Raw genomic sequence first — 19886 nt, forward strand, 5'->3', positions numbered from 1 at the left:
CCTTCTTACTTCTTGGACGGGGACTTGGGGCGCTGCGGACCGCCCTTGCGCTGACCGGACTGGGCCCTGCTGCGGCCGTTGGAACCGCCCTTCGGGGGCTGCTGGGCGGCCGGCTTGGCGTCCTGCGGCTCATCGGACTTCTCCAGCGAGGTCGTCGGCTCGGAGGAGTCCTCCTTCTCGGCAGCGGCCGTCGGCTCGCCGACCGCCTTCGCACTGCCGGACTGACGCTGGGCCTTGGTCTGGCGCTTGGGCTGCTGGCGCTTGGCGGCAGCGGTGATCGCGACGCCGTCCTCGGTCTGCGCGGTGGCCTGAGCCTCGCCCTTCACCACGGCGCCGTCGGCCTGGGCCACGAGGCCCGCCTTGGTCAGCGCATTGATGAACTTGCGCTCGAACTCGTTGCGGTCCCGGCCCTTGGCCACGATCGCCTTGATGATGGTGCGCTCGCTGCGCGTGCGGGCCTTGCCGTGGTGCGTGACGTGCTTGGTCAGGCGCTCCAGGTAGGCGGCCTGGGCCTTCGAGCCCGGGGTCGGGTTGTTGCGGATGACGTACATCTGCTGGCCCATGGTCCACACGTTGGTGGTCAGCCAGTAGACAAGGACACCGACCGGGAAGTTGATGCCGAAGACGGCGAACATGACCGGGAAGACGTACATCAGCATCTTCTGCTGCTGCATGAACGGCGTCTTCACCGTGGTGTCGACGTTCTTCGTCATCAGCTGGCGCTGCGTGTAGAACTGCGACGCCGACATCAGGACGATCATGATCGCGGTGACGACCCGGACGTCGGTCAGGGAGGCGCCGAGTGCCTCCACCTTCGACGACCCGTCCGTGAACTTCGCGGCGAGCGGAGCACCGAAGATGTGCGCCTTACGAGCGCTGTTGAGCAGCGAGTCGTTGATGACGCCGATCGTCGAGCCCGTCGCGATGCCGTTGAGCACGTGGTACAGGGCGAAGAAGAACGGCGACTGCGCGAGGATGGGAAGGCACGAGGAGAGCGGGTTGGTACCCGACTCCTTGTACAGCTTCATCATCTCTTCGGACTGACGCTGCTTGTCGTTCTTGTAGCGCTCCTGGATCTTCTTCATCTCGGGCTGCAGCGTCTGCATGGCCCGGGTCGCCTTGATCTGCTTCACGAAGAGCGGGATCAGGCAGATGCGGATCAGGATCACCAGAGACACGATGGACAAGCCCCAGGCCCACCCCGTGTCGGGACCGAAGATCTTCCCGTACACCGAGTGGAACTGGACGATGACCCATGAAACGGGTGTCGTGATGAAGCTGAAGAGGCTGGCAATCGTGTCCACTAATCATGCTCCTTGGGCATGGGACGAAGTCTCTGCGGCCGGGCTCGAAGGAAGCTCGGGAGCAAGCTTCTCCTCGGTGGCCGGTTCGGCGGCGGAGGGCCCGCCCTTGCGTGCACGCCAGGCGTCACGCAGCATTTCGTGCCACCGCGGTCGCTTACGCGGAGGAACATGATCCACACCGCCGAGCGACCACGGATTGCACCGCAGGATGCGCCAGGCAGTGAGTGCCGTCCCCTTGATCGCACCGTGCCGGTCAATGGCTGTGTAGCCGTAGTGGGAGCACGACGGGTAGTACTTGCACACCTGCCCCAGCAGTGGACTGATCGTCCACTGGTACAGCTTGATCAGAGCCAGCAGTGGGTACTTCATCGCGCGCCCCCTCCCAGTAGCCGCTCGATGGCGGCGTCCAGGTCTCGGGCCAGCTGTCCATGGTCGGCGTCGCCCGCTCCGGGCAGCGCTCGTACGACTACCAGGCTACCGGGGGGAAACAGGGCGACTCGGTCACGCATCAGGTGACGCAGTCTGCGCTTGACTTTGTTGCGCACCACCGCGCCACCCACTGCTTTGCTCACGACGAAACCCGCACGCGTCGAGGGAGCGCTCTCCCCAGGCGCGTGCGGGTCCGTGGCACCGCTACGAAGATGGACGACGAGGGACGGGCGGCCGGCCCGGCGGCCTCGTCGTACCGCGGTCGCGAAGTCCTCGCGCCGCCTCAGCCGATGCTCGGTAGGCAGCACGACGTCATGACCTGATCAGGATCAGGCGGACAGGCTGGCGCGACCCTTGCTGCGGCGGTTCGCCAGAATCGCGCGACCGGCACGGGTGCGCATCCGCAGGCGGAAGCCGTGGGTCTTGGCGCGACGACGGTTGTTCGGCTGGAAGGTGCGCTTGCTCACTCGGGGGCTCCAGAAATCAAATCGGTGTGGCGGGTGCCGTCCTGGCTGTCACCGTGCGCCCACGAGTAGCTCGCATCACGCCCGAGTGCACCGCTTCCCGATCACCTTCAGCGATCTGTGCCCATCGGAGGCAGGCGGCAGCAGCCATCGACAACTCGACCTGGTTACGGTACGCGGGGCTCCGCCATTCGGTCAAACCAGCAGGGACCGAGAGACACTATCCACAGGCTGGGGACAACAACTTGAACCGCACCCGCCACGCTGACTACCGTGGCTGAACTCCGATTCGTTCCTTTATCCCCGCCCGACCCGATATTCATCCCGACCCGTCCTCGAACCACACGTTCGTGGGACCTGTGAGAGAGCGTGCCCTGTGGCTGACGTACCTGCCGATCTTGCCGCAGTGTGGCCACGAGTACTGGAGCAGCTCCTCGGTGAGGGCCGCGGTCAGGGTGTGGAGGGCAAGGACGAACACTGGATCCGACGCTGCCAGCCACTCGCGCTGGTCGCGGACACCGCGCTGCTCGCCGTACCGAACGAATTCGCGAAGAACGTCCTGGAGGGCCGTCTCGCGCCCATCGTCAGCGAGACGCTGAGCCGTGAGTGCGGGCGCCCGATCCGGATCGCGATCACCGTGGACGAGTCCGCGGGAGAACCCCCGACCCCGCCGGCGCCCCCCGCGCAGCCCCAGCGCTACGAGGAGCCGGAGCTCCCCTCGCCGCAGTACGAAGGCGGATACGGCCGGCATCGCGCCGACCACCCGCCCGAGCAGGGCGGCCGCGACCAGCTGCCCCCCTCGCGCGCCGATCAGCTCCCCACCGCCCGTCCGGCCTACCCCTCCGAGTACCAGCGCCCCGAACCCGGCGCCTGGCCACGCCCGGGGCAGGACGACTACAGCTGGCAGCAGCCGCGGCTCGGCTTCCCCGAGCGCGACCCCTACGCCTCGCCGTCGCAGGACTCCTACCGCTCGGACGGGTACGGCGACTCCTACTCCCAGGAGTACCGGCCCCAGCAGCCGATGGACCGGCCGTCCTACGAGCAGCAGCGCACGGAGTACGAACCGCAACGCCCCGAGTACGACCGACCCGAGTACGAACGCTCCGACTACGACCGTTCCGACTACGACCAGCGGGACGCCGTCCGCCGCGAGCGGTCCGAACCCCCGGGCGGGCCCGGGCAGGGCCGCCGGGGCGGCCCGGGACGTCCGGACCTGCCGTCCGCGCCCAACGCGCCCGGACCGCTGGGCGCCAAGCCCGCACCGGCGCCGGGACCCGGCGAACCGACCGCCCGCCTCAACCCCAAGTACCTCTTCGACACCTTCGTCATCGGCGCGTCCAACCGCTTCGCGCACGCGGCCGCGGTCGCCGTCGCCGAAGCGCCCGCGAAGGCCTACAACCCCCTCTTCATCTACGGGGAGTCGGGGCTCGGCAAGACGCACCTGCTGCATGCGATCGGGCACTACGCGCGGAGCCTCTACCCCGGCACCCGCGTGCGCTACGTGAGCTCGGAGGAGTTCACCAACGAGTTCATCAACTCGATCCGCGACGGCAAGGGCGACAGCTTCCGCAAGCGGTACCGCGAGATGGACATCCTGCTCGTCGACGACATCCAGTTCCTCGCGGACAAGGAGTCGACGCAGGAGGAGTTCTTCCACACCTTCAACACGCTCCACAACGCGAACAAGCAGATCGTGCTCTCCAGCGACCGGCCGCCCAAGCAGCTGGTCACCCTCGAGGACCGGCTGCGGAACCGTTTCGAGTGGGGCCTGATCACCGACGTCCAGCCGCCGGAACTGGAGACGCGCATCGCGATCCTCCGCAAGAAGGCGGTACAGGAGCAGCTCAACGCACCGCCGGAGGTACTGGAGTTCATCGCCTCCCGCATCTCGCGCAACATCCGTGAGCTGGAGGGCGCGCTGATCCGGGTGACGGCGTTCGCGTCGCTCAACAGGCAGCCGGTGGACCTGGGGCTGACGGAGATCGTCCTCAAGGACCTGATCCCCGGGGGCCAGGACTCGACGCCGGAGATCAGCGCGACGGCGATCATGGCGGCGACCGCGGACTACTTCGGGCTCACGGTCGAGGACCTGTGCGGCAGCTCGCGCGGCCGCCAGCTGGTCACGGCGCGGCAGATCGCCATGTACCTGTGCCGTGAGCTCACGGACCTGTCGCTGCCGAAGATCGGGGCGCAGTTCGGCAACCGGGACCACACGACCGTGATGCACGCCGACCGGAAGATCCGGGCGCTGATGGCGGAGCGGCGGTCGATCTACAACCAGGTGACGGAGCTGACGAACCGGATCAAGAACGGGTAGCGGTTCGGCCGACGGTTCCACGGCGTTCAGGGCGCCCTTGGGAGATCCCGGGGGCGCCCTTCGGCGTCCTGGGGTGGCTCGGGAAGTGGTCTGCCGCCGGCCCGTGGGCTTGTCGCGCCCACACGGCGGAGCCGCATATCGACACAGCCCCGCCCCCTGAAGGGGCGCGGGGACCTCACGGAGTCGGAAGGAAACGTCCCCCGCTGTTCGAATACCGGGGCGGTTACGGGCGTCCTCCACAGATTTGCCGACTTTCTTGCGTCCACACCCTGGGGACTGCGAAGTTGTCCCGAACGTCGTCCACAGGCCGGCCGATGAAAGAGCATCAGGCCAGCTCAGGTGGCTGTGGAATCGTGGACGACGGATCTCCACAGACTGTGGACGAGCAAGTGATCCACAGGCTGTGCATGAAGTTGTCCACCGGTACCCCACAGGCTGAGGGGCGGTTGTCCCCAGTGATCCCCCGCTTCTCCACATGGCTGTCCACTGTTCGGCAACGTGACGCACCTGCTCACCGTGTCGAGTGAAAGGCGTCACACGAAGCTGCCAGGTTGGCCTGTGGGAAAGGTGGGTAAAGCTGGGGACGGCGCTGGGGAGAAGTCCCCTCAGGCTGTGCACGGTGTGTGCAGAACTTTCTGTTCTCCACAGAGACACCTGGTTGTCCACCGGCTTAACCCACAGGGGCAGTGGACAAAATCTGGCCTCTGAGCTGGGAAAACGGGGTTATCCACGGTATCCACAGCCCCTACTACTACTGCCAACTAGAGAGAGCTGGGAATCCGTTTCGAAGAGGGCCCTGTGCACAACTCGCTCTTCGGCCTCTGACCGCGCCTCGTCACGACTTGACCTCGAGAGGCACCAGCTGTCAGTGCGGTGCGTCAGACTGGTCCCCGGTGTTCTTCCCCTCCCAGGGACCGACGACACCGAGTCAGACGACGAAGACGCAGCAGGGCGAGAAGCCCCGGCAACAGCAGGAGGCGGGCTTACGGTGAAGATCCGGGTGGAACGCGACGTACTCGCGGAGGCAGTGGCCTGGGCGGCACGCAGCCTCCCGGCCCGTCCGCCGGCGCCGGTCCTCGCCGGCCTGCTGCTGAAGGCCGAGGACGGCCAGCTGAGCCTGTCCAGCTTCGACTACGAGGTCTCCGCGCGGGTCAGCGTCGAGACCGAGGTCGAGGAGGAGGGCACGGTCCTGGTCTCCGGCCGGCTGCTCGCCGACATCTGCCGCGCCCTGCCCAACCGGCCGGTGGAGATTTCCACAGACGGTGTACGGGCGACGGTGGTCTGTGGATCGTCCCGGTTCACGCTGCACACGCTGCCGGTGGAGGAGTACCCGTCCCTGCCGCAGATGCCGAACGCGACGGGCACGGTCCCCGGCGAGGTCTTCGCCTCCGCCGTCTCCCAGGTGGCCATCGCCGCCGGGCGTGACGACACGCTGCCGGTGCTGACGGGTGTGCGCATCGAGATCGAGGGTGACACGGTCACCCTGGCCTCCACCGACCGCTACCGCTTCGCGGTCCGTGAGTTCCTGTGGAAGCCGGAGAACCCGGAGGCGTCCGCGGTGGCCCTGGTGCCCGCCAAGACGCTCCTGGACACCGCCAAGGCCCTCACGAGCGGCGACAGCGTGATCCTGGCGCTGTCCGGTTCGGGCGCGGGCGAGGGGCTCATCGGTTTCGAGGGCGCGGGCCGGCGGACGACCACGCGGCTGCTCGAGGGTGACCTGCCCAAGTACCGCACGCTGTTCCCGACCGAGTTCAACTCCGTCGCGGTGATCGAGACCGCCCCCTTCGTGGAGGCCGTCAAGCGTGTCGCCCTGGTCGCCGAGCGGAACACCCCGGTGCGGCTCAGCTTCGAGCAGGGCGTGCTGATCCTGGAGGCCGGTTCCAGCGACGACGCACAGGCTGTGGAGAGGGTCGACGCGCAGCTGGAGGGCGACGACATCTCGATCGCCTTCAACCCGACCTTCCTGCTCGACGGCCTGAGCGCGATCGACTCCCCGGTGGCCCAGCTGTCGTTCACGACGTCCACCAAGCCCGCGCTGCTCAGCGGCAAGCCGGCGCTGGACGCGGAGGCGGACGATGCCTACAAGTACCTGATCATGCCGGTGCGCCTCAGCGGCTGAGTTGTCCACAGCTGTGCACGGTGCCGGGCCTCCCCTGTGGGTACCCGGCACCGCGGTCCGGTGGGTTTCCCCAGGTGAGCGGCTATGCCCACAACTGTGCGCAAAGGGCCGGGATTAGGCTCGGGCAGGGGCACGAACGTGCCTCTCCTGCCACACCGCAACCTAAGGAACCAACTGATGGAGCTCGGTCTCGTCGGCCTCGGCAAGATGGGCGGCAACATGCGCGAGCGGATCCGCCGCGCGGGCCACACCGTCGTCGGATACGACCGCAACCCGGACCTCGCCGACGTCCACAGCCTGGAAGAGCTTGTGGGCAAGCTCAGCGGGCCCCGTGTGGTGTGGGTGATGGTTCCGGCCGGGGCGCCGACGCAGTCCACGATCGACGAGCTGGCCGAGTTGCTGGAGCCCGGTGACGTGGTCGTCGACGGCGGCAACTCCCGCTGGACGGACGACGAGAGGCACGCCGAGGAGCTGGCCGCCAAGGGCATCGGCTTCGTCGACTGCGGGGTCTCCGGCGGCGTCTGGGGTCTGGAGAACGGCTACGCGCTGATGTACGGCGGCGCCGTCGAGCACGTCGAGAAGGTTCGGCCGGTCTTCGACGCGCTCAAGCCGGAGGGCGACTTCGGTGCGGTGCACGCCGGCAAGGTGGGCGCGGGCCACTTCGCGAAGATGGTCCACAACGGCATCGAGTACGCGATGATGCAGGCCTACGCTGAAGGCTGGGAGCTCCTGGAGAAGGTCGACTCCGTCACGGACGTGCGCGAGGTCTTCCGCTCCTGGCAGGAAGGGACGGTCATCCGTTCCTGGCTGCTCGACCTCGCGGTGAACGCCCTCGACGGGGACGAACACCTGGATCAGCTGAAGGGTTATGCACAGGACTCCGGCGAGGGCCGGTGGACTGTGGAGGCCGCGATAGACAACGCGGTGCCGCTGCCCGCGATCACCGCCTCGCTGTTCGCGCGGTTCGCCTCCCGTCAGGAGGACTCGCCGCAGATGAAGATGATCGCCGCGCTGCGCAACCAGTTCGGCGGCCACGCCGTAGAGGCGAAGTAGAGACGAAGTAGCAGGTCACGGGGAGGTCGGCGAAACACCTATGCACGTCACGCATCTGTCGCTGGCCGACTTCCGTTCCTATGCCCGGGTCGAGGTGCCGCTCGACCCGGGCGTCACCGCCTTCGTCGGCCCGAACGGCCAGGGCAAGACCAACCTCGTCGAGGCCGTCGGCTATCTCGCCACTCTCGGCAGCCACCGGGTCGCCTCCGACGCGCCCCTGGTCCGGATGGGCGCCGAGCGGGCGGTCATCCGGGCGCAGGTGCGGCAGGGCGACCGGCAGCAGCTGGTCGAGCTGGAGCTCAACCCCGGCAGGTCCAACCGCGCCCGCATCAACAGGTCCTCGCAGGTCAAGCCACGTGACGTCCTGGGGATCGTCCGGACCGTGCTGTTCGCGCCGGAGGACCTCGCTCTGGTGAAGGGGGATCCGGGCGAGCGGCGCCGCTTCCTGGACGAGCTGATCACCGCGCGGTCGCCGCGGATGGCCGGCGTGCGCTCCGACTACGAGCGCGTCCTCAAGCAGCGGAACACCCTGTTGAAGTCCGCGGCCCTGGCCCGGCGGCACGGCGGCCGCTCGATGGACCTGTCCACGCTGGACGTGTGGGACCAGCACCTCGCGCGCGCGGGCGCCGAGCTGCTCGCCCAGCGGCTCGACCTGGTCGCCGCGATCCAGCCGCTCGCCGACAAGGCGTACGAGCAGCTGGCGCCGGGCGGTGGTCCGGTCGCGTTGGAGTACAAGCCGTCGGCGCCCGGGGAGGCGCATACCCGTGAGGATCTGTACACCCAGCTGATGGCGGCCCTGGCGGACGTCCGCAAGCAGGAGATCGAGCGGGGTGTCACGCTGGTCGGCCCGCACCGCGACGATCTCGTTCTCAAGCTGGGGCAGCTGCCCGCCAAGGGGTACGCCTCGCACGGCGAGTCCTGGTCGTACGCGCTGGCGCTGCGCCTGGCGTCGTACGACCTGCTGCGCGCCGAGGGCAATGAGCCGGTGCTGGTGCTGGACGACGTGTTCGCCGAGTTGGACGCGCGGCGCCGGGAGCGGCTGGCGGAGCTGGTCGTGCCCGGGGAGCAGGTGCTGGTCACCGCTGCTGTGGACGACGACGTGCCGCATCTCCTCACCGGTGCGCGGTACGCGGTGGCGGACGGGGCGGTGGAGCGCGCATGAGCACCGACGGACCCGTCCCCGAGAAGGAACCCTCCGGGGTCGACCTGGCGCGGGTGGCGCTCAGGGCGGCGAAAGAGGCGGCACGCGCGCGTGGCGACGCGGCGCAGCAGAGGAAGCAGGCGCGGCGCGGCGGGCTGCGCTCCGGCGCGCGCGCCGACGGCCGTGACCCCATGGCGCTGGGCTCCGCGATCAACCGGTTGATCACCGAGCGCGGCTGGGAGACGCCGGCCGCGGTCGGCGGGGTGATGGGCCGCTGGCCGCAGATCGTGGGCGAGGATCTCGCCAAGCACTGTGTGCCCGAGCGGTATGACGAGGACGAGCGGGTGCTGGTCGTGCAGTGCGACTCCACGGCCTGGGCGACCCAGCTGCGCCATCTGTCTCCCGCGCTGGTCGCGCGGCTGAACGAGGACCTGGGGCACGGCAGCGTACGGATGATCAAGGTGCTCAATCCCGGCGGTCCGCCCCGGCGCTACGGCCCGCTGCGCGCCCCTGGAAGCACCGGTCCCGGCGATACCTACGGGTGACTTACGTCACGCGATGAGCCGAGCGTGGAGCCGTGGTACGGCCCCCTCGGCTGGTCGTCGTACAACCGCACGCGGTTGCGAATCGCGACCTGACCCCGGAGTAGCCAAGGGTTGACAGCCGGAAGCGCTGAGTGCCTCCGTGAGCCTCTTGGAGCCCCCATCCGTATATCGGGAGTCGGCGGAGGCCGGTTCAGGGCGGCACATGCGGACTCAGGTACCGGCAAACCCCCATCACTGTCGGCGCTACCGGTAGACTGGGAGACAATCCCGCCCCGAACGTGGGGACCGTCCGGGAAAAGCTGAGCAACGCTGATCAAGGCTTACCAACGCAACATGCCGCAGCCGCTCCGGCAACCCGCCGACGAGCCTGGCTCGTGCTGTGCCAGAAAGGGCGCTTCGTGGCCGATTCCGGCAACCCCAACGAGAACATCCCGTCCACCGACGCCGGCGCGAACGGTGAGGTCACCGCCTCGTACGACGCCAGTGCCATCACCGTGCTCGAAGGGCTGGACGCGGTCCGCAAGCGACCCGGTATGTACATCGGCTCGACCGGTGAGCGCGGTCTGCACCACCTTGTGTACGAGGTCGTGGACAACTCCGTCGACGAGGCTCTGGCGGGCCACGCGGACACCATCGACGTGACGATCCTGGCCGACGGCGGCGTGCGTGTCGTGGACAACGGCCGCGGTATCCCCGTCGGCATCGTGGCGTCCGAGGGCAAGCCGGCCGTCGAGGTCGTGCTGACCGTGCTGCATGCGGGCGGCAAGTTCGGCGGCGGCGGTTACGCCGTCTCCGGCGGTCTGCACGGTGTGGGTGTCTCCGTCGTGAACGCCCTGTCGTCCAAGGTGTCGGTCGAGATCAGGACCGACGGTCACCGCTGGACGCAGGACTACAAGCTGGGCGTCCCGACGGCTCCGCTGGCGCAGCACGAGGAGACGGGCGAGACCGGCACCTCGGTCACGTTCTGGGCGGACCCGGACATCTTCGAGACCACCGAGTACTCCTTCGAGACGCTGTCGCGGCGCTTCCAGGAGATGGCCTTCCTCAACAAGGGCCTGACGATCCGGCTCACCGACGAGCGCGAGTCGGCGAAGGCCGTCGCGGGCGCCGACGAGGCGGGCGCGGACGAGAAGGCCGAGGTCAAGACCGTCACGTACCACTACGAGGGCGGCATCGTCGACTTCGTGAAGTACCTCAACTCCCGCAAGGGCGACGTGGTGCACCCGACGGTGATCGACCTGGAGGCCGAGGACAGGGACAAGAGCCTGTCCCTCGAGGTCGCCATGCAGTGGAACAGCGGCTACAGCGAGGGCGTGTACTCGTTCGCCAACATCATCCACACGCATGAGGGCGGCACCCACGAGGAGGGCTTCCGCGCGGCGCTGACCTCGCTGATCAACAAGTACGCGCGCGACAAGAAGCTGCTGCGTGAGAAGGACGACAACCTCACCGGTGACGACATCCGCGAGGGTCTGACCGCGATCATCTCGGTCAAGCTGAGCGAGCCGCAGTTCGAGGGTCAGACGAAGACCAAGCTGGGCAACACGGAGGCCAAGACCTTCGTGCAGAAGGCGGTCTACGAGCACCTGAACGACTGGCTGGACCGCAACCCGGTCGAGGCGGCGGACATCATCCGCAAGGGCATCCAGGCGGCCACCGCGCGCGTGGCGGCCCGTAAGGCCCGTGACCTGACCCGTCGCAAGGGTCTCCTCGAGTCGGCGTCGCTGCCGGGCAAGCTGTCCGACTGCCAGTCGAACGACCCGACCAAGTGCGAGATCTTCATCGTCGAGGGTGACTCCGCCGGCGGTTCGGCCAAGTCCGGCCGTAACCCGCAGTACCAGGCGATCCTTCCGATCCGGGGCAAGATCCTCAACGTCGAGAAGGCGCGGATCGACAAGATCCTGCAGAACCAGGAGATCCAGGCGCTGATCTCCGCGTTCGGCACCGGTGTGCACGAGGACTTCGACATCTCGAAGCTCCGCTATCACAAGATCATCCTGATGGCGGACGCCGACGTCGACGGCCAGCACATCAGCACGCTGCTGCTGACCTTCCTGTTCCGCTTCATGCGGCCGCTGGTCGAGGCCGGGCACGTGTACCTCTCGCGTCCGCCGCTGTACAAGATCAAGTGGGGCCGGGACGACACCGAGTACGCGTACTCCGACCGTGAGCGCGACGCGCTCCTGGAGATGGGCCGCCAGCGTGGCAAGCGGGTCCGCGAGGACTCGATCCAGCGCTTCAAGGGTCTCGGCGAGATGAACGCCGAGGAGCTGCGCATCACGACCATGGACCAGGAGCACCGCGTCCTCGGCCAGGTCACGCTCGACGACGCCGCCCAGGCCGACGACCTGTTCTCGGTCCTCATGGGCGAGGACGTCGAGGCCCGCCGCGCGTTCATCCAGCGCAACGCCAAGGACGTCCGCTTCCTCGACATCTGAGTCGGTCTCAGCTGACCGCACAGGGAAGGATCTTCACCAGCAATGGCCGACGAGAACACTCCCGTCACCCCCGAAGAGGGCGGCGAACTCGCGATGCGTGTCGAGCCCGTGGGGCTCGAGACGGAGATGCAGCGCTCGTACCTGGACTACGCGATGTCCGTCATCGTGTCCCGTGCGCTGCCGGACGTCCGTGACGGTCTCAAGCCCGTCCACCGCCGGGTGCTGTACGCCATGTACGACGGCGGCTACCGCCCCGAGCGCGGCTTCTACAAGTGCGCCCGTGTCGTCGGCGACGTCATGGGTAACTACCACCCGCACGGCGACTCCTCGATCTACGACGCCCTGGTCCGCCTCGCCCAGCCCTGGTCGATGCGCATGCCGCTCGTCGACTCCAACGGCAACTTCGGCTCCCCGGGCAACGACCCGGCGGCCGCGATGCGGTACACCGAGTGCAAGCTCGCCCCGCTGTCGATGGAGATGGTCCGCGACATCGACGAGGAGACCGTCGACTTCACGGACAACTACGACGGCCGCTCCCAGGAGCCGACCGTCCTGCCGGCCCGCTTCCCGAACCTGCTGATCAACGGCTCCGCCGGCATCGCGGTCGGCATGGCGACCAACATCCCGCCGCACAACCTGCGCGAGGTCGCGGCCGGCGCCCAGTGGTACCTGGACAACCCGGACGCCTCGCACGAGGAGCTCCTGGACGCGCTGATCGAGCGCATCAAGGGCCCCGACTTCCCGACCGGCGCGCTGGTCGTCGGCCGCAAGGGCATCGAGGAGGCCTACCGCACGGGCCGCGGCTCGATCACCATGCGGGCGGTCGTCGAGGTCGAGGAGATCCAGAACCGCCAGTGCCTGGTGGTCACGGAGCTGCCCTACCAGACCAACCCCGACAACCTCGCGCAGAAGATCGCCGACCTGGTGAAGGACGGCAAGGTCGGGGGCATCGCCGACGTCCGCGACGAGACCTCCTCGCGCACCGGCCAGCGTCTGGTCATCGTGCTGAAGCGGGACGCGGTCGCCAAGGTCGTCCTGAACAACCTCTACAAGCACACCGATCTGCAGTCGAACTTCGGCGCCAACATGCTGGCGCTGGTCGACGGCGTGCCGCGCACGCTCTCCCTGGACGCGTTCATCCGGCACTGGGTGACGCACCAGATCGAGGTCATCGTCCGCCGTACGCGCTTCCGGCTGCGCAAGGCCGAGGAGCGGGCGCACATCCTGCGCGGTCTGCTGAAGGCGCTGGACGCGATCGACGAGGTCATCGCGCTGATCCGGGCCAGTGAGACGGTCGACGTCGCGCGTACGGGCCTGATGGGGCTCCTGGAGATCGACGAGATCCAGGCCAACGCCATCCTGGAGATGCAGCTGCGCCGGCTGGCCGCCCTGGAGCGCCAGAAGATCATCCAGGAGCACGACGAGCTCCAGGCGAAGATCACCGAGTACAACGCGATCCTGGCCTCGCCGGTCCGCCAGCGCGGGATCGTCAGCGCCGAGCTGGCCGCGATCGTGGAGAAATTCGGCGACGACCGCAAGACCATGCTGGTGCCCTACGACGGTGACATGTCCATCGAGGACCTGATCGCCGAGGAGGACATCGTCGTCACGGTCTCGCGCGGCGGGTACGTCAAGCGGACCAAGACCGTCGACTACCGGGCGCAGAAGCGCGGCGGCAAGGGCGTACGCGGTACGAAGCTGAAGGAAGACGACATCGTCGACCACTTCTTCGTCTCGACCACGCACCACTGGCTGCTGTTCTTCACCAACAAGGGCCGGGTGTACCGGGCCAAGGCGTACGAGCTGCCGGACGCGGGGCGTGACGCGCGCGGTCAGCACGTGGCGAACCTGCTGGCCTTCCAGCCGGACGAGGCGATCGCCGAGATCCTCGCCATCCGCGACTACGACGCGGCGCCGTACCTGGTGCTCGCCACCAAGGCCGGTCTGGTCAAGAAGACGCCTCTGAAGGATTACGATTCGCCCCGTTCCGGCGGTGTCATCGCGATCAACCTGCGGGAGCGGGAGGACGGTTCCGACGACGAACTGATCGGAGCCGAACTGGTCTCGGCGGACGACGATCTGCTTCTGATCAGCAAGAAGGCACAGTCGATCAGGTTCACCGCCTCCGACGACACTCTGCGCCCCATGGGCCGGGCCACCTCCGGTGTCAAGGGCATGAGTTTCCGCGAGAGCGATGAACTTCTGTCGATGAATGTTGTTCGACCCGGTACGTTCGTGTTCACTGCCACCGACGGGGGGTACGCGAAGCGGACCCGTGTCGATGAGTACCGCGTCCAGGGCCGTGGCGGCCTCGGCATCAAGGCCGCCAAGATCGTGGAGGACCGCGGTTCGCTCGTCGGCGCGCTGATCGTCGAGGAGAACGACGAGATCCTCGCCATCACCCTGTCCGGCGGTGTGATTCGTACGCGAGTCAGCGGGGTCAGGGAGACGGGCCGTGACACCATGGGCGTCCAACTGATCAACCTGGGCAAGCGCGATGCCGTGGTCGGCATCGCACGTAACGCCGAGGCCGGCAGCGAGGCGGAGGAAGTCGACGGTGAGGACGCCGTGGACGAGGCCGCCGAGACCGTCGAGGGTGTCGAGACCAGCGGTACGGACGAGGGTGAGGCGCCCTCGGCCGAGTAGCACGAGGAGAGAGTCATCGTGAGCGGAGCCACGGGCGCCGGGTCGGCCGGTACCTCCACGGGTACGGATGCGGACGGCGGCGGCCGTGGCTCCGCCGCGTCCGGCGGCGCCACCGAGGGTGGTGCGCAGCCGATGGACACCCACACCACCCAGCTGAAGGCGGTCAAGGCGCCCGCAAAGGGGTCCACGCCGGACGCGCAGGGAACCCAGGGGGGAACCGTGACCGACACCCGAGGCCAGGCCACGGCGGGCGGCGCCCAGCCGGCGTCCGCGCAGCAGCCGAGCCCCTCCCCGCTGCCCGGGGAGCGGCGTCCGGAGCAGCCCGCCGGGCCGTACCACCCGCCGCAGGCCTACCCGGCGGCGCCGGCCGCCCAGGCGCCCGCAGGAGCGGTACGACGGCCGCGTACCGGCGCCGGTACGCGCACCGCCCCGCGCACCCGCAAGGCCCGGCTGCGGGTCGCCAAGGCCGATCCGTGGTCGGTGATGAAGGTCAGCTTCCTGCTCTCCATCGCGCTCGGCATCTGCTCGATCGTGGCGTCGGCGGTGCTGTGGATGGTCCTGGACGCGATGGGCGTGTTCTCCACGGTCGGCGGCACGATCTCGGAGGCCACCGGTTCGAACGAGTCGAACGGCTTCGACCTCCAGTCGTTCCTGTCCCTTCCGCACGTCCTGATGTTCACGGCGATCATCGCGGTCATCGACGTGGTCCTCGCGACGGCGCTGGCGACCCTCGGAGCGTTCATCTACAACCTCTCCGCGGGCTTCGTCGGCGGCATCGAGCTGACCTTGGCCGAGGACGAGTAACCGAAGTTCAAACCTCTCCTGAAGGTCCCCCGACAACCGATTTTGGGACTGCACCGGTCGTGCGCTAATCTTCAGGAGTCAGCGCGCGGGACACACACCGCAGAGCGCGGCGGGGCTATAGCTCAGTTGGTTAGAGCGCATCCCTGATAAGGATGAGGCCACAGGTTCAAATCCTGTTAGCCCCACCAGCACGAAGACCCCCGGTCCGGATGGATCGGGGGTCTTCGGCGTTCGCGGGGGTGTGCGGGGGCGGGGCGGTCGGTGGCTGCCGGTGGGCGTGAAAAGGCCCGGTCGCTGGCGACGGGGGATGCACCAGCGACCGGGTTGCGGCCAGCCTAACAAGGTGGCCTGCGCGACGGGAGTCAACTTCTCAGCCGTCGTGAGCAGTTGTGATCGGGATCACTCAAAGGTCGTCAGGTGGCGGGCCGGTTCAGTCGTCGCAGGGCGGGTCGTAGGTGAGGCGGGGGAGGTACTCCTGCCACTTCGCCGCGGTCAGTACGTTGCGGGTGACCGAGCAGATGCGGCTGACCGCCCGGTCGACGTCCAGGCTCCAGAGCCGGACCGTGTCGGCGCCGCTGGAGACGCCCAGCATGTTGCTCTTCGGGCTGAAGGAGAGGAAGTTGCCCGTCTTGGCGTTGGGGCTCATGGACTGGCCGATGGGGTGGGCGGAGGACGGGGACGAGACGTTCCAGAGGCGGACCGTGTTGTCGTTGCCGCCGCTGGCCAGGGTCCTGCCGTTGCGGCTGAAGGTCAGGGACACCACCGCCTCGGTGTGGCCGGTGAGGGCCGCGCCCAGCCGGGTCGCGCGGGCCGGATCGGAGACGTTCCAGAGGCGGACCGTGTCGTCGTCGCTGCCGCTGGCCAGGGTCGCCCCGTCGGGGCTGTAGGCGAGGGTGTTGATGGGGCCCAGATGGCCCCTGAGGGGGCCGCCCAGGGCCTTGGCACGGGACCGGTCCGAGACGTCCCAGAGGCGGACCGTGCCGTCCGCGCTGCCGCTCCCCAGGGTCCTGCCGTCCGGGCTGAAGACCAGCGCGTTGACATAGCCGGCGTGGCCCTTGAGGGGCTCGCCGAGCTGCTTGGGGCGGGCCGGGTCCGTGATGTCCAGGAGCTGGATCGTACGGTCGTCGTAGTCGGCGGCCACGGTGCGCCCATCGGGGCTCAGCGCCAGTGCCTCGGCGCCCGCGTACCGGGTGTTCAGTCGGACGGGCGCACCGTACTGGCTGGGGTGCGCCGGGTCGGAGATGTTCCACAGCTGCACCCAGTTGATGTTGTCCTCGCCGGTCATGATGACGAGGGTGTGGCCGTCGCGGGTGAACACCATGGAGCGCAGGTCCCGCCACCCGGTCCGGAAGGGCTCGCCGAGCGCCCTGGGCCGGGCCGGATCCGTGATGTTCCACAGCCGCATCCGGCTGTCGCCGCCACCGGTGGCCAGGACGCGGCCGTCCGGGCTGAACGCCCCCGCCTCGCCGATCATGTCCGACCCGGGGATCGACCACAGCCGTACCTTGCCGTCACCGCTGCCGGTGGCGAGGGTGTGCCCGTCGGGGCTCCAGCCGACGGCGTACATCTCCCCGCTGCTGCCCGCGAGCGGCTCGCCCACCTGGGAGGGGAAGGCCGGGTTGCCGACGTTCCACACACTGGCCGTGGAGTCCGCGCTGCCCGCCGCGAGCATCGAGCCGTCGGGGCTGAAGGCCACCGACCAGAGGGGCCCGGTGTGCCCGGTCAGCGGCGCGCCGAGGGCCCCGGCGCGCGCCGGGTCGGTGACGTCCCACAGCCGTACGGTGTCGTCCTTGCTGCCGCTCGCCAGGGTGTGGCCGTCCGGGCTGAAGGCCACGGAGTGCACGGTCCCGGAGTGCCCGGTCAGCGGCGCCCCGACGCGCTCGGGTCGCCGGGGGTCGGAGACGTCGTACAGGAGGATCGAGTTGTCGTCGCTGCCGGTCGCGAGTGTGCGGCCGTCGGGGCTGAACGCGAGGGAGCGTACGGCTTCGGTGTGGCCGGTCAGGGTGCCGATCGAGGTGGGGTGGTGCGGGTTGTGCATGTCCCAGAGGCGGACGGTGTGGTCCTCGTCGGCGGTGGCCAGCGTTTGGCCGTCGGGGCTGAAGGCGACCAGGTAGATCGTGCCGTCGTGACCGCTGAGCGGCGTGTCCAGGGGCGCCGGATGCTTCGGGTCGGAGACGTTCCACAGGCGTACGGTGCCGTCGTCGCCGGCGCTGGCCAGGGTTTTGCCGTCCGGGCTGAAGACCGCGCTGGAGACCCAGCTCGTGTGGCCGTACAGCGGCTTGCCCAGCGCCTTGGGGCGGGTCGGGTCGCTGACGTCCCACAGGCGGACCGTGCGGTCGTAGGCGGCGGTGGCCAGCGTCTTGCCGTCGGGGCTGAAGGTGGTGAGGTAGACGGCTCCGGTGTGACCGAGCAGCGGGGTGGCCAGCGGTGCGTTGACGATCGACACCAGACGGTTGTTGGCGCCCTCGTCGTCCGGGCGCAGACCGTGTGCGACCAGGTCCAGCTGGGCGGAGAGTGCCGGGTCCGAGTACTGGAACCGGTCGGCCTCCGCGACCACCTGCTCGAACATCGCGTCGTCCCGCTGCTGCCGGGCGATCACGGCGGCGCCCGCGGCCAGCACCGCCAGCACGACCAGCGCCGACACGGCGGCCCTACTGATCCACACCGTGCGCCGGCGCAGCCGTACCGAGGCCGCCAGGAACTCCACCGCGCTGCGGGTCAGGAAGGTGTCGCCGGCCGACTTCGCCCAGGTGTGGGCCTGCTCCAGCCGCGAGCCCCGGTACAGCAGCGCGGAGTCGTGGCCGGACTCGTCCCAGGACCGGCCGTCCTCCTCCAGTCGCTGGCGCAGCAGATTGCCGTGGCGGTCCTCGTCGAGCCACTCACGCAGCCGGGGCCAGGCGTGCAGCAGCGCTTCGTGGGTGATCTCCACGGTGTCCGCGTCCAGCGTCACAAGGCGGGCCCGGACCAGCGCTTCGAGTGACTCCTCCGTCTTGTTCGGGTCGGTGGACTCGGCGGCCAGCTGGCGCCGGGTGCCGCGCCTGCGGGTCGCCTGGGTGTCCTCGCCGAGGCGGACCAGACGGAGCAGCAGCAGCCGGGCGGCGGTGCGGGCGGCCGGGTCCAGGCTGGACCAGGCACGTTCGGCGGTCGCGGCGACGGCACCCTGGATACCGCCGGCCGCCCGGTAGCCGGCCAGCGTCAGACGGCCCCCCTTGCGGCGCTGCCAGGTGGCGAGCAGGGCGTGTGAGAGCAGCGGGAGGACACCGGCGTCATGGGCGCCCCGTGGGCCGTCGGCGCTCACCTCACGGACGATCAGCTCGGCGAGGCCGGGCTCCAGTTCCAGCCCCACCGCCTTGGCGGGGGCGGTCACGGCCTCGCGCAGCTCGGCGGTGGTCAGCGGGCCGAGCACCATGTGCCGGTGCTGGAGCGCGTCGGCCAGCTCGGGGTAGCCCAGGCACTGCTCGTAGAAGTCGGCGCGGATGCCGAGGACGACCAGGGCAGGGGCTGGTCCGTCGGGGTCGGCGGAGGTACTGGCCGTGTGCAGGACCTGGACGAAGGTGCGCCGCTCCGCCTCGTCGGTGCAGAGGGTGAAGGTCTCCTCGAACTGGTCCACGATCACGACCGGACGCGCCGGTTCGGGTCCGGAGGGCCATGTTTCACGTGAAACATCCTCGGCCTCGCGCCGGGCCCAGGCCGTGACCGCTTCCCGTACGGCCCCTGGATCGTCCAGGTCCGCCAGAGCGGCCAGCTCGGGTATGCGGCGGGTCAGTTCCTTGACGGGGTCCGCTCCCGGCACGAGCTGCAGGACCTCGTGCGGGCGGTCCTCCTCGGCCAGTGCACCGTTCTGCAGTGCGGTGACCACGCCGGCGTTCAGCAGCGAGGACTTTCCCGCCCCCGAGGCGCCGACCAGCATGACCAGACCGCCGCCCGCCTTTGCCGACCGGAGCTGGGCGACCAGGGCGTCGGTGCTGCGCTCGCGGCCGAAGAACCAGCGGGCGTCCTCACGACGGTAGGAGGCCAGGCCCCGGTACGGGCAGACACTGTCGACCGGCGGTGCTGCGTCCGACTCCTCCGCGGCCTCCGGCACGGCCAGTTCGCCGACCGGATCGGCCACGGCCCGCTCCCACAGCTTCTGCCACTGGGGCAGGTCGTACAGACCGGAGGAGACCGGCGTCGGCTGGGAGCGCCGGGCCTGGGGGATGAGGACCTGGAGTACGGCGGAGAGGGCGACGAACTGCGCGGGTACGTTCTTCGCCCGCCGCCAGTCGCTGATCCGCTGGGCGGAGACGCGCACGGGCCGGCCCCGCTCGTCGACCCGATGGAGCCGGTCGACCGCCTCGGCGACGCGTTTGAGCGGAGGATTGCCGGCCTCCTTGTACAGCAACGCGAGACGTTCCGCGAAGGCTGTGCGTGCCCCTGCGTCGGGACCCAAGGCTCTCCACCCCTTACTTCCCCCGCTGTTGGACATCCGGACCGGAAAACTCACTTTATATGGCTGACCTGCGGCGAAGCCCTGGACCGGACGCCCTGGCCTCCTCAGATGTGCACCTCGACTGGCAGGATTTCGCTGCAGCAAGGCGGTGGTCGGGCGGCGCCCGACGGGCCGACCAGCTCAGCGTCCGCAGAGAC

At 69.0% G+C, this 19886-nt stretch carries 13 protein-coding genes and 1 tRNA gene; 9 read left to right on the forward strand and 5 right to left on the reverse strand.

Going from position 1 to position 19886, the window contains the following annotated elements; all coding sequences use genetic code 11:
* Positions 1 to 5: 5 nt before the first annotated feature.
* Genes yidC through rpmH form a run of 4 tightly spaced genes read right to left on the reverse strand, consistent with a single transcriptional unit; the run spans position 6 to position 2200 of the window.
* The gene (gene yidC, locus ACZ4N4_RS14330) at positions 6 to 1304 is read right to left on the reverse strand and encodes a membrane protein insertase YidC (protein ID WP_453568446.1); all 1299 of its coding nucleotides are present in this window, start codon (positions 1302 to 1304) and stop codon (positions 6 to 8) included.
* A gap of 3 nt (positions 1305 to 1307) precedes the next feature.
* Positions 1308 to 1673 (reverse strand): membrane protein insertion efficiency factor YidD, encoded by a 366-nt coding sequence (gene yidD, locus ACZ4N4_RS14335; RefSeq protein WP_453568448.1) that lies wholly within the window; start codon positions 1671 to 1673, stop codon positions 1308 to 1310.
* Entirely contained in the window at positions 1670 to 2041 is a 372-nt protein-coding gene (gene rnpA, locus ACZ4N4_RS14340) for a ribonuclease P protein component (protein WP_362727684.1), read from the reverse strand. Before rnpA ends, yidD begins: the two co-directional genes overlap by 4 nt.
* Positions 2042 to 2062: 21 nt before the next feature.
* A complete protein-coding gene (rpmH, locus tag ACZ4N4_RS14345; protein ID WP_005482975.1) occupies positions 2063 to 2200 on the reverse strand; it encodes a 50S ribosomal protein L34 in 138 nt (45 codons plus the stop codon).
* A gap of 373 nt (positions 2201 to 2573) precedes the next feature.
* Here rpmH and dnaA point away from each other — a divergent pair, with 373 nt between their 5' ends.
* The 9 genes from dnaA (at position 2574) to ACZ4N4_RS14390 (ending at position 15448) form a co-directional block, all read left to right on the forward strand.
* On the forward strand, positions 2574 to 4514 hold the full coding sequence (gene dnaA / locus ACZ4N4_RS14350; protein WP_467588158.1) for a chromosomal replication initiator protein DnaA: 1941 nt from the start codon (positions 2574 to 2576) through the stop codon (positions 4512 to 4514).
* A gap of 988 nt (positions 4515 to 5502) precedes the next feature.
* Complete coding sequence (gene dnaN, locus ACZ4N4_RS14355) at positions 5503 to 6633, forward strand: DNA polymerase III subunit beta (protein ID WP_365285855.1); 1131 nt, start codon at positions 5503 to 5505, stop codon at positions 6631 to 6633.
* A 177-nt stretch (positions 6634 to 6810) separates the two neighbouring features.
* Entirely contained in the window at positions 6811 to 7686 is an 876-nt protein-coding gene (gene gnd / locus ACZ4N4_RS14360) for a phosphogluconate dehydrogenase (NAD(+)-dependent, decarboxylating) (RefSeq protein ID WP_453568452.1), read from the forward strand.
* A gap of 40 nt (positions 7687 to 7726) precedes the next feature.
* Positions 7727 to 8848, forward strand: coding sequence for a DNA replication/repair protein RecF (gene recF / locus ACZ4N4_RS14365; protein WP_453568454.1), 1122 nt, complete (start codon positions 7727 to 7729; stop codon positions 8846 to 8848).
* A complete protein-coding gene (locus tag ACZ4N4_RS14370) occupies positions 8845 to 9372 on the forward strand; it encodes a DciA family protein (RefSeq protein WP_450760410.1) in 528 nt (175 codons plus the stop codon). The genes recF and ACZ4N4_RS14370 overlap by 4 nt, the downstream gene beginning before the upstream one ends.
* Before the next feature lie 374 nt (positions 9373 to 9746).
* On the forward strand, positions 9747 to 11810 hold the full coding sequence (gyrB, locus tag ACZ4N4_RS14375) for a DNA topoisomerase (ATP-hydrolyzing) subunit B (RefSeq protein WP_453568457.1): 2064 nt from the start codon (positions 9747 to 9749) through the stop codon (positions 11808 to 11810).
* A gap of 42 nt (positions 11811 to 11852) precedes the next feature.
* Positions 11853 to 14456, forward strand: coding sequence for a DNA gyrase subunit A (gene gyrA / locus ACZ4N4_RS14380; RefSeq protein WP_467588162.1), 2604 nt, complete (start codon positions 11853 to 11855; stop codon positions 14454 to 14456).
* Between the two features lie 18 nt (positions 14457 to 14474).
* Positions 14475 to 15260, forward strand: coding sequence for a DUF3566 domain-containing protein (locus tag ACZ4N4_RS14385; RefSeq protein WP_453568460.1), 786 nt, complete (start codon positions 14475 to 14477; stop codon positions 15258 to 15260).
* 111 nt (positions 15261 to 15371) lie between these two features.
* Positions 15372 to 15448, forward strand: a tRNA-Ile gene (locus tag ACZ4N4_RS14390).
* A gap of 242 nt (positions 15449 to 15690) precedes the next feature.
* Here ACZ4N4_RS14390 and ACZ4N4_RS14395 read toward each other — a convergent pair.
* The gene (locus ACZ4N4_RS14395) at positions 15691 to 19725 is read right to left on the reverse strand and encodes an nSTAND1 domain-containing NTPase (protein ID WP_467589101.1); all 4035 of its coding nucleotides are present in this window, start codon (positions 19723 to 19725) and stop codon (positions 15691 to 15693) included.
* Positions 19726 to 19886: the final 161 nt, after the last annotated feature.

It is taken from the genome of Streptomyces sp. NPDC026538 (assembly GCF_055567535.1).

What these genes read in the sequence shown, in the direction of transcription:
- yidD (WP_453568448.1), bottom strand. Translation starts at nt 1,673, where the DNA reads ATGAAGTACCCACTGCTGGCTCTGATCAAGCTGTACCAGTGGACGATC.
- gnd (WP_453568452.1), top strand. Translation starts at nt 6,811, where the DNA reads ATGGAGCTCGGTCTCGTCGGCCTCGGCAAGATGGGCGGCAACATGCGC.
- recF (WP_453568454.1), top strand. Translation starts at nt 7,727, where the DNA reads ATGCACGTCACGCATCTGTCGCTGGCCGACTTCCGTTCCTATGCCCGG.
- ACZ4N4_RS14370 (WP_450760410.1), top strand. Translation starts at nt 8,845, where the DNA reads ATGAGCACCGACGGACCCGTCCCCGAGAAGGAACCCTCCGGGGTCGAC.
- gyrA (WP_467588162.1), top strand. Translation starts at nt 11,853, where the DNA reads ATGGCCGACGAGAACACTCCCGTCACCCCCGAAGAGGGCGGCGAACTC.
- ACZ4N4_RS14395 (WP_467589101.1), bottom strand. Translation starts at nt 19,725, where the DNA reads ATGTCCAACAGCGGGGGAAGTAAGGGGTGGAGAGCCTTGGGTCCCGAC.